The following is a 9,512-nucleotide window of genomic DNA, read 5'->3' on the forward strand; positions in this document are numbered from 1 at the left end:
GGAGCGCGAGGAGGAAGACGAGCGCGAGGCGGAACGCCGAGAGCGATGCGGCGCGGCGCGGGCTCGAAAGGGAGGAGGCGGCCGTCGCCGCGAGCCCCGCGAGGAGGAGCGCCGCCGGCAGCGATACCCGGGGGAGGGCGAAGCCGGCCCGGCGGACGCGGTCGCCGAAGGCGGCCGCGGCGGCGAGGCCGAGCGCGGTGGAGGCGAGGATCGCTTTCGGTGCGTCGAACGAATCGAGAGAAGCGGGGTCGATCGCGAACCACGAGGCCAGCACCGCCGCGCCGGCGAGAACGGCCGCGAGCGCGCCGGCGAAGCCTCCGGGCGTCCCGGAAGGCCCGGCGGGTCGCGGGTCCACGGCGCGTTTCGGCATGCGCCGAGAGTCTACTTTGCCGGGATGGGCCGCGGGCAATTTCGCGGCCCGGATCTTGTTATCTTTCCCGCATGGAGCTGCTCCGACGGTACCGCACCGCGATCGTCCTCTCGGCGTCGATCGTCTTCGCGGCCGGCACGCTTTCGGTCGCCTATCTCGCGAGCGTCGTCACCTCCCGTTTCAACGGGCGCCGCTGGAACCTGCCGTCGCGTATCTATTCGGACGTCGAGACCCTCTCTCCCGGCCTCGAGCTCGCCCCGGAGACGTTCGTCGAGAAGCTCGGCCGCCTCTATTACTCCCCGGTCGACGAAAAGCCCGTCCGGCCCGGCCAGTATCGGGCGGGAAAGGGGTTCGTCGAGGTCTGGCTCCATTCCTTCTCGTTCATCGGCCGCCGCTTCGAAGGATTCCCGGTCCGGGTCGACTTCGCCGCCGGGAAGATCCGGTCGATCGCGACCCTCGACGGGGACCGGGTCTCGTCGGTCGTCGTGGAACCGGAGCTGCTGGGGTCGGTTTTCGACAAGAAGCTGGAAGATCGGACGCTCGTCACGCTGGCCGACGTCTCGAGGCCGCTCGTCGACGCGATCATCACGCGGGAGGACCGCGACTTCTACCGCCACGGCGGCGTTTCCGGGCGTCGGATCCTCGGCGCGCTCCTCAACGACATCCGCCACGGGTCCGCGTCCCAGGGCGGCTCCACCCTCACGCAGCAGCTCGTCAAGAACCTCTACCTGTCGCCGCGCCGGACGATCAAGAGGAAGGCCGTCGAGGCGATGATGGCCGTGATCCTCGACGCCTCGTACTCCAAGGAGGAGATCCTGCAGGCGTACCTGAACGAGATCTACCTCGGACAGCGCGGAGCGATCTCGATCACGGGCGTCGGGGAGGCGGCGCGATACTACTTCGGGAAGAACGCCTCCGACCTCGACGTCGCCGAGTCGGCCGCGCTCGCCGGGATGATCGCGTCGCCGGGCCGATTCAACCCGTTCCGCTATCCGGACCGCTGCCGCGCGCGCCGGGACGCCCTCCTCCGGATGATGCTCGAAGCGGGACAGATCGATCGCGAAGGGTACGAACGGGCCGTCGCCGAACCGCTGACCCCGTCGACGCATCCCCCCGTTCGGGTGCAGGCGCCGCACTTCGTGAACTTCGTCGAGAACCAGCTGCAGGAGAAATACGGCGAGAAGCTCGGGACGGAGGGACTCCAGATCTTCACGACGCTCGACGTGGACCTGCAGCGCCGCGCGCAGAGGTCGGTGACCGACGGTCTCGCGAACCTCGAGAAAAGCTACAAACGGCTCCGGAACGCTTCGCGCGAGGGGCCGCTCCAGGGAGCGCTGATCGTCATCGATCCGGGAACCGGCGCCGTGCGGGCGCTCGTGGGGGGGCGGGACTACGCGCTCTCGCAGTTCAATCGCGTCACTCAGGCGCACCGCCAGCCCGGCTCGCTCTTCAAGCCGTTCGTGTATCTCGCGGCGTTCTCCCGGCGCGACCTCCCCGAGCCGATCACCCCGGCGAGCATCCTGATCGACTCGCCGATCACGCTGGTCTGGGGAAGAGGCGAGGAAAACGAGCGCTGGACGCCGCGCAACGACGACAACCAGTATCGCGGGCCGATCTCGGCGCGGCGCGCGCTCGAAATGTCCGTGAACGTGCCGACGGTCCGCGTGGCGGTCCGCGCGGGGCTCGACACGGTCGTCGCGGCCGCGCGCGCGGCGGGAATCCAGTCGCGCCTCCGGGGCTACCCCTCGCTCGCCCTCGGCGCGTTCGAGATTTCTCCGATGGAGATCGCCTCCGCGTACTGCGCGCTCGCCGACGGGGGCGTGAGGGTCGAGCCGAACGCCATCGCGGGCGTCGCCGATCCTTCCGGCCGGGTTCTCGAGCGGCGCGAAACGCCGCTTCGCCGGGTGCTGCCGCCGGATGCCGTGTTCCTCGTCGATTCCCTCATGCAGGGAGTCGTCAACCGGGGCACGGGCGGCGGGATCCGCTCGCGCGGCGTCCAGGGAGTCCTCGCCGGGAAGACCGGGACCACCAACGACGGACGCGACGCCTGGTTCATCGGCTTCTCGCCGAAGATCCTCGCGGCCGTCTGGGTGGGTTTCGACGACAATCGGGGCCTCAACCTCTCGGGATCGCAGGCGGCCGTGCCGATCTTCACCGACTTCATCAAAGGCGTGCCGTCGAACCTGCTCTCGGAATCGTTCACCGCTCCGGCCGACATCGTCACCGCGGAGATCGATCCGGAAACCGGCATGCTCGTGACGCCGTTCTGCCCGCAGACGATGACCGAGGTCTTCCTCTCGGGGACCGCGCCGGTCCGCTACTGCACCGTGCACGCGCCGATGCCGCAGGCGGAGTCGCGAGTCCTCGAGCCGCGAGACGCTCCGAACTAGTCGCCGGGGGAGTCGCGAGTCGGCGAGTCCCCGACGGCGATTCCGAGTCGAGACTCGCGACCGGCCCGCGACGTTCTACTGCAGCCCGCCGCCGGTCGTCGTCGCGACTTCCTCGGACCGGGCCTGCGGTTTCGCCTGCGCGACGAACTGGAAGTCGAAGACGCCCTGCTCCGTTCCGGCCAGGAGAAAACGCCCCTCGCGTTCGATCGCCAGCGTCCGGACGACGCTCGGCCCCATGCCGTTGTCGAACTCCGCCCACCCGCCGCCGCCGCTGGAACTCCGGAAGACGCCGCGCTGCGTTCCGGCGTACAGCGTGTCGGGATTCGCCGGGTCGATCGCGAGACCGAAGACGTTCGTGTCGGTCAGCCCGATGTTGACGGCCGCCCAGCTCGACCCGCCGCTCTTCGTGCGGAAGACCCCCTCCTGCGTCCCCGCGTAGAGGACGTCGGTCTTCTTCGGATCGATCGCGAGCGCGAAGATGACGGCATTGCGGGGGAGCCCGACGTTGACGCCCTTCCAGTGCAGGCCGCCGTCGACCGTCTTGAAGACGCCTCCTTCGTTCGTCCCGGCGTACAGAGTGTCCTTCTCGCGGGGATCGAGCGTGAGGGTGAGGACGTCGGTGTTCGTCAGGCCGCTGTTCAGGACCGTCCAGGTCTTTCCGCCGTCGGTCGACTTGTAGACGCCGCCGAGGGTCGTGCCGGCGCGGAGGACGGCGGGGTTCTGGGGGTCGATGACGAGACAGTGCACGCTGCGGCTCTCGTTCTGCCGATTCGTGACCGCCCATTCCTTGCCGCCGTTGGTCGTCTTGAAGATCCCGTCGCTCGCGGTTCCCGCGTAGAGCACGGCCGGATCTCCGGGGTCGACGACGAGAGCGAAGACGTAGCTGTTGTTCGGAATTCCCGCGTTGACCGGCGCCCAGTGGGCTCCTCCGTCCGTGCTCTTGTGGATGCCTCCCCCGAGGGTGCCGGCATAGATCGTCGTCGATTCCCGCGGGTCGATCGCGAGCGACCCGATGCTCGCGCCGGTCAGGCCCGAATTCGTCGCCTCCCAGCGCTTGCCGCCGTTGACCGACTTGAAGATCCCGTCGCTGCCGGTGCCGGCGTAGAGCGTTCCCGGCGTCGCGGGATCGGGAAGGAGGGTCTGCACGAGCCTTCGGGAAAGCCCGAAATTGATCGGCTTCCAGTGGAGGCCGGCGTCGACGCTCTTCAGGATCCCGTTCGTCCCGTTGGCGGCGTAGACGGTTCCTCCGACGGCGGGGTCGACCGTGATCGCCTGCACGAGCGCGCTCGGCAGCCCGGAGTTGATCGCTTCCCAGTGCTCGCCCGCGTCGGTCGTCCGGAACGCGCCTCCGAGGCCCGTTCCCGCGTACACCGTCGACGGAGAGTGCGGGTCGACCGCGATCGTGAACACGTCCTGCGCGGTCAGGCCGCGATTGACCGCTTTCAAGCTCTTCCCCCCGTCGCTCGTCTTGAAGGCGCCCGAGAACGTCGCCGCGTAGAGGATCGCGGTGTTGGTGGGATCCATGGCCATCGCGGTGACGACTCCGTAGCTCTGTCCCGTCGACACCGGGAGCCATTTCGTCCCGCCGTTGGTCGTCTTCCACACGTCGTCGCCGTTCGTGCCGATGTAGACGATCGACGGGTCTCCCGGATCGATCGCGAGCGAGAAGACGACGACGTTCTTCTTGAGGCCGGCGTTGATCTGGGACCAGTTGCCCCCTCCGTTGGTCGTCTTGAACACGCCCTCGAGGGTTCCGGCGTACAGCGTTCCGACGTTCTTGGGATCGGCGGCGAGCGCGTGGACGTGGAGATCGGTCAATCCGTTGCTGACGATCGTCCAGTTCTTCCCGCCGTCCTCGCTCTTGAACACACCGGCGAACGCGGTCCCGGCATAGACCGTCGAGGCGTGGCCGGGATCCACCGCGATCGCGGTGATCTGTCCTCCCTCGGGGCCGTGGGTCGTCCACGCGTTGAATGCCGCCCTCGATGGAGCCGCAGCCGCAACGATGACCGCGAGCGCCAGAATCGATCGCTTTGCCATGGATGGTCTCCTCCCGCTCCCTCGAAGTCTAGTCACTCCCCTTCGCGAAGGAAAGCGGCGAGGCGGCCAGACGGCCGCGACCGGCGGCGGAAAAGCTTTCGAAATCTTGCGGTTGGCCCTTCGGCGCCCCGGTCCGCGCCTGGGAAAGCCGGCTCGACTGTTGTCTTTTCGTTCAACAACGATGCGCGGCCGGAGACGAACGATCTATGGTCCGCGGTCGCTCAACGAGAGCTCTTGATGATGCCGGCGAGCACGGGCGTGATGCCGTTGATCACGAACTGAACGCCGATCACGCACGTGATCAGGCCCATGATCTTCGCGACGATCCGCTGGCCGGTCTGGCCGATCTTCTCCACGATCCACGGGGCGGCCAGAAGGACGACCCACGTGATCGCGATCGCGGCGCCGATCGCGGCGGCGAGCGCGACCCGGTGTCGGTAATTCGGCGCCTGCCCGACGAGGGCCATCACGGTCGAGATCGCGCCCGGCCCCGCGATCGTCGGGATCGCGAGCGGAACGATCGAGGGATCTCCGCCGGCGGCTTCCGCCTCCACTTCCTCTCGACCGTTGTTGAGCGTCCGGATCGAGATCATCGTGAAGAGCACGCCGCCGGCGATCTGGAAGGCCGGAACCGTGATTCCGAAGAAAGAGAAGATCAGACCTCCGGCCGCCTCGAACAGGAGGAGCGTCGCGCCCGCCGCGAGGCTCGACTTCAAGGCCGCGCGCCGCCGTTCTCCGGCCGGGGCTCCCGACGTCATCCCGACGAAGATCGGCGCCGCCGAGATCGGATTGATCACGGTGAACAGCGAGGTGAAGGCGAGGACGCCGAAATTCCAGAGGGGGAGCACGATCATCCCTCCGGTTCGATCGGAATCCGGGTTTCGAGCTTGGACGAGGAGAGCACGAACGTCGTCTTGATCTTTTCGATCGCCGGAACCTTCAGCAGCCGGCCGAGGACGAACCGCTCGTAATCGACGGGCGAGGCCGTCACGACCTTCAGCAGGTAGTCCTCCTCGCCGGCGATGTGGTGGCATTCGAGGACTTCGGGGAGCTTTGCGACCGCGCGCCGGAACGACGCGTCGGTCTGCTGGCCATGAGACTTCATGATCACCGCGACGAATGCCGTCACCGGTTTTCCGACCCTCCCCTGGTCGACCAGGGCGACGTACTTCCGGAGGAAGCCTTCCCGCTCGAGCTTCCGCACGCGCTCGAGGGTGGGCGCCGCCGTCAGCCCGATCCGCGAGGCGAGGTCCGTGTTCGTGATCCTTCCGTCGTCCTGCAGCACGCGGAGGATCGCCCGGTCGAGCGCGTCGAGGCCGTTCATGACGCCGGGAGATTACATCAATGAACTCTTCCATGTAAAGAATAAAATTGTGTGTATATGTGATTTCACGGAAGAATCTTCTGTACGGGCGCCGCGTCTCCGGGGGTCGGGCTCCCGGGGGAGGAGCGCGGCCGCGCCGCGCGGGGGCGGCTCCCGTCGGTTCCCCTCTCCCGATAGAATGCGCGGGATGGACGCTCTCCGGATCCGCGGCGCCCGCCAGCACAACCTGAAGAATCTTTCGGTCGACATCCCGCGCGACCGTCTCGTCGTCCTGACCGGGGTTTCCGGGTCGGGAAAATCGTCGCTCGCGTTCGACACGATCTTCGCGGAAGGGCAGCGGCGCTACGTCGAGTCGCTCTCCGCCTACGCGCGGCAGTTTCTCGAGCAGATGGAGAAGCCGGACGTCGACGCGATCGAAGGGCTGTCCCCCGCGATATCGATCGACCAGCGCGCGACATCGAAGACCCCGCGCTCGACGGTCGGCACCGTCACCGAGATCTACGACTACCTCCGCCTCCTGTACGCGTCGGTCGGGAAGCCCCACTGCCCGAAGTGCGGGCGGCCGATCGCCGCGCAGACCGCCCAGGAGATGATCGACCGCGCCCTCCGGCTCCCGGAAGGCGCCCGGTTCTCGATCCTGGCCCCGCACGTCGTCGGCAAGAAGGGGGAGTACCGCAAGCAGATGGCGCAGATGGTGCGGGAAGGCTTTCTTCGCGCGCGCGTCGACGGGCGCATGGAGGATCTCGAGTCGCCGCCGGAGCTCGACAAGCAGAAGAAGCACACGATCGAAGTGGTCGTCGACCGCCTCGTCGCGAAAGGCTCCGCCGACGCCGAATACGCGAAGCGCCTCGCCGACTCGATCGAGACCGCGCTCCGGGTTTCGGGCGGACTCGTGGTGCTGCTCAAGGCGGACGGCTCCGAGGACGTCCTCTCGGCGAACTACGCCTGCCCCGATTGCGGGACGTCCCTCGCCGAGATCACTCCACGGCTCTTTTCGTTCAATTCTCCCTACGGGGCGTGCGCGAAGTGCTCCGGGCTCGGCACGATCCTGAAGGCCGATCCGGAACGGCTCGTCTCGGAGCCGGAGAAGTCGATCGCCGGAGGAGCGATCGCCCTGCTCAAGCCGGGGTCGACGAACTGGCGGAACCGCCAGATGAAGCAGCTCGCCCGCCACTACAAGTTCTCGCTCGACCAGAAGTTCTCGGCGCTCCCCCGGAAGGCGCGCGACGTCATCCTCTACGGTTCCGGAGGGGACGAGATCCGGTTCTCCTGGGTCGCCGAGAAAGGGGAGTACAACTGGCGTTCGGCGTACGAGGGGCTGATCCCGATGATCGAGCGCCGGTACCGCGAAACGGAGAACCCGGAGCACCGCGCCGAGCTCGAACGGTTCATGTCCGTGACGCCGTGCCCCGAGTGCGGTGGGCGGCGGCTGAAGCCGGAGGCCCTCGCCGTCCGCATCGACGGCCGCGCCATCGACGAGATCGGGGATCTCACGATCGCCGACGCGATCGCCTGGTTCGAGGCGCTCGCGCTCTCCCCTCGCGAGACCGAGATCGCCGGAAAGATCCTGAAGGAGATCCGCGACCGGCTCGGCTTCATGAACAACGTGGGGCTCGGGTACCTGAACCTCTCCCGCACGGCCGCCACGCTGTCCGGAGGGGAGTCCCAGCGGATCCATCTGGCGACCCAGATCGGGTCGAAGCTCACGGGAGTCCTCTACGTGCTCGACGAGCCGTCGATCGGGCTCCACCAGCGCGACAACCGGAGACTGATCGACACTCTCCTCTCGATGCGCGATCTCGGGAACACCGTGATCGTCGTCGAGCACGACGAGGAGACGATCCGGGCGGCGGACCACGTGCTCGATCTGGGACCCGGAGCGGGAGTCCACGGGGGCGAGATCGTCGCCGCCGGCCGGCCGGACGAGATCGAGAAATTCCCGCGGTCGCTCACCGGGAAGTACCTCTCCGGCGAGCGCCAGATTCCGGTCCCGATGCTGCGCCGGCCCGGCCGCGGGAAGGCGCTCGTCGTCCGTCGCGCCCGGGAACACAACCTCAAGAACGTCGACGTGCGCTTTCCGCTCGGCGTGTTCACCTGCGTGACCGGCGTCTCGGGGTCCGGCAAATCGACGCTCGTCAACGACATCCTCTATCCGGCGCTGGCGCGCGCGCTCTACGGCTCCTCCGAGAAGCCGGGTCGGCACGACCGGATCGACGGGATCGCCGAGATCGACAAGGTCATCGACATCGACCAGAGCCCGATCGGCCGCACCCCGCGCAGCAATCCGGCGACGTACACGAACGTGTTCAACGCGATCCGCGATCTCATGGCGAAGACGCCCGAGGCGCGCGCCCGGGGCTATTCGCCGGGACGGTTCTCCTTCAACGTCAAGGGAGGACGCTGCGAGGCGTGCGCCGGAGACGGACAGATCAAGATCGAGATGCATTTCCTCCCGGACATCTACGTGACGTGCGACGTGTGCGGCGGGAAGCGCTACAACCGCGAGACGCTCCAGGTCACGTACAAGGGGAAGTCGATCGCGGACATCCTCGATCTCACGGTCGAGCAGGCGTACGAGCTCTTCCGGAACATTCCTCCGATCGCGAACATCTGCGGGACGCTGACCGACGTGGGGCTCGGCTACATCACGCTCGGTCAGCCGGCGACGACCCTCTCGGGAGGGGAAGCGCAGCGCATCAAGCTCGCGCGCGAGCTCGCGAAGCGATCGACCGGCCGGACGCTCTACCTCCTCGACGAACCGACGACCGGACTCCACTTCGACGACATCCAGAAGCTCCTCTCCGTCCTCCATTCCCTGACGGACAAGGGCAACACCGTGATCGTCATCGAGCACAACCTCGACGTGATCAAGACCGCGGACTGGATCATCGATCTCGGCCCCGAGGGAGGGGAAGGGGGCGGCCGCCTCCTCGCCGAGGGCACTCCCGAGGACCTCGCGGCCGTGCGCGGATCGTTCACCGGGGAGTACCTCCGGAAGATCCTTGGGGAATCGCCGAAGCGCGCCAGCCGCTGACCCGGCCGCTCCCCCGGCGGCCGCCGGCGGCGGCCGGGAGGCCGCGGCGGACGTCGCGATCGCGGCGGCCGTCCTCGCGGGGCTCCTCCTCCGGGTCGTCGCGGCCCGGGAGAAGATCCTCTGGTTCGACGAATTCCTCGGCGGCAACCTCGTCCGGCGTTCGTGGCGAGAGTTGCTCCCGGCGATCCGCGCGGAAGCGCATCCTCCGCTCTACTACGGGCTCCTGAAGCTCTGGTGTTCCTTCTTCGGCGACGGCGCGTTCGGGATGCGGTCGCTTTCCGTCGTCGCCGGAGCGGGAGCGATCGCGCTCACGGCGGACGCGATCCGGCGCGTCCGGGGCGGAGCCGCGGGCGC

The 9,512-nt window shown here is 67.9% G+C and carries 7 protein-coding genes; 3 read left to right on the forward strand and 4 right to left on the reverse strand.

Going from position 1 to position 9,512, the window contains the following annotated elements; translation table 11 throughout:
* Positions 1 to 370 (reverse strand): hypothetical protein (locus tag VFS34_10700; protein HET9794921.1); only part of this gene is annotated, 370 nt, incomplete at its 3' end.
* A gap of 71 nt (positions 371 to 441) precedes the next feature.
* On the opposite strand from VFS34_10700, the gene VFS34_10705 reads away from it, so the two are divergent.
* Entirely contained in the window at positions 442 to 2,760 is a 2,319-nt protein-coding gene (locus VFS34_10705) for a PBP1A family penicillin-binding protein (protein HET9794922.1), read from the forward strand.
* Between the two features lie 75 nt (positions 2,761 to 2,835).
* Here the strand turns inward: VFS34_10705 and VFS34_10710 are convergent, their stop codons facing one another.
* From VFS34_10710 to VFS34_10720, 3 genes are all read right to left on the reverse strand, one after another.
* Positions 2,836 to 4,800, reverse strand: coding sequence for a hypothetical protein (locus tag VFS34_10710; GenBank protein ID HET9794923.1), 1,965 nt, complete (start codon positions 4,798 to 4,800; stop codon positions 2,836 to 2,838).
* A gap of 221 nt (positions 4,801 to 5,021) precedes the next feature.
* Positions 5,022 to 5,648, reverse strand: a complete 627-nt coding sequence (locus VFS34_10715) for a MarC family protein (protein HET9794924.1) — start codon at positions 5,646 to 5,648, stop codon at positions 5,022 to 5,024.
* Between the two features lie 2 nt (positions 5,649 to 5,650).
* Complete coding sequence (locus VFS34_10720; protein HET9794925.1) at positions 5,651 to 6,124, reverse strand: Lrp/AsnC family transcriptional regulator; 474 nt, start codon at positions 6,122 to 6,124, stop codon at positions 5,651 to 5,653.
* Between the two features lie 187 nt (positions 6,125 to 6,311).
* On the opposite strand from VFS34_10720, the gene uvrA reads away from it, so the two are divergent.
* Positions 6,312 to 9,158 carry an excinuclease ABC subunit UvrA gene (uvrA, locus tag VFS34_10725; GenBank protein ID HET9794926.1) on the forward strand — a complete coding sequence of 949 codons (2,847 nt, stop codon included), beginning with the start codon at positions 6,312 to 6,314 and terminating at the stop codon, positions 9,156 to 9,158.
* A partial coding sequence (locus VFS34_10730; GenBank protein HET9794927.1) for a hypothetical protein occupies positions 9,127 to 9,512 on the forward strand: 386 nt, incomplete at its 3' end. The genes uvrA and VFS34_10730, both read left to right, overlap by 32 nt.

It is taken from the genome of Thermoanaerobaculia bacterium, assembly GCA_035717485.1.
In the GTDB taxonomy this organism is placed as follows: Bacteria; Acidobacteriota; Thermoanaerobaculia; order UBA5066; family DATFVB01; genus DATFVB01.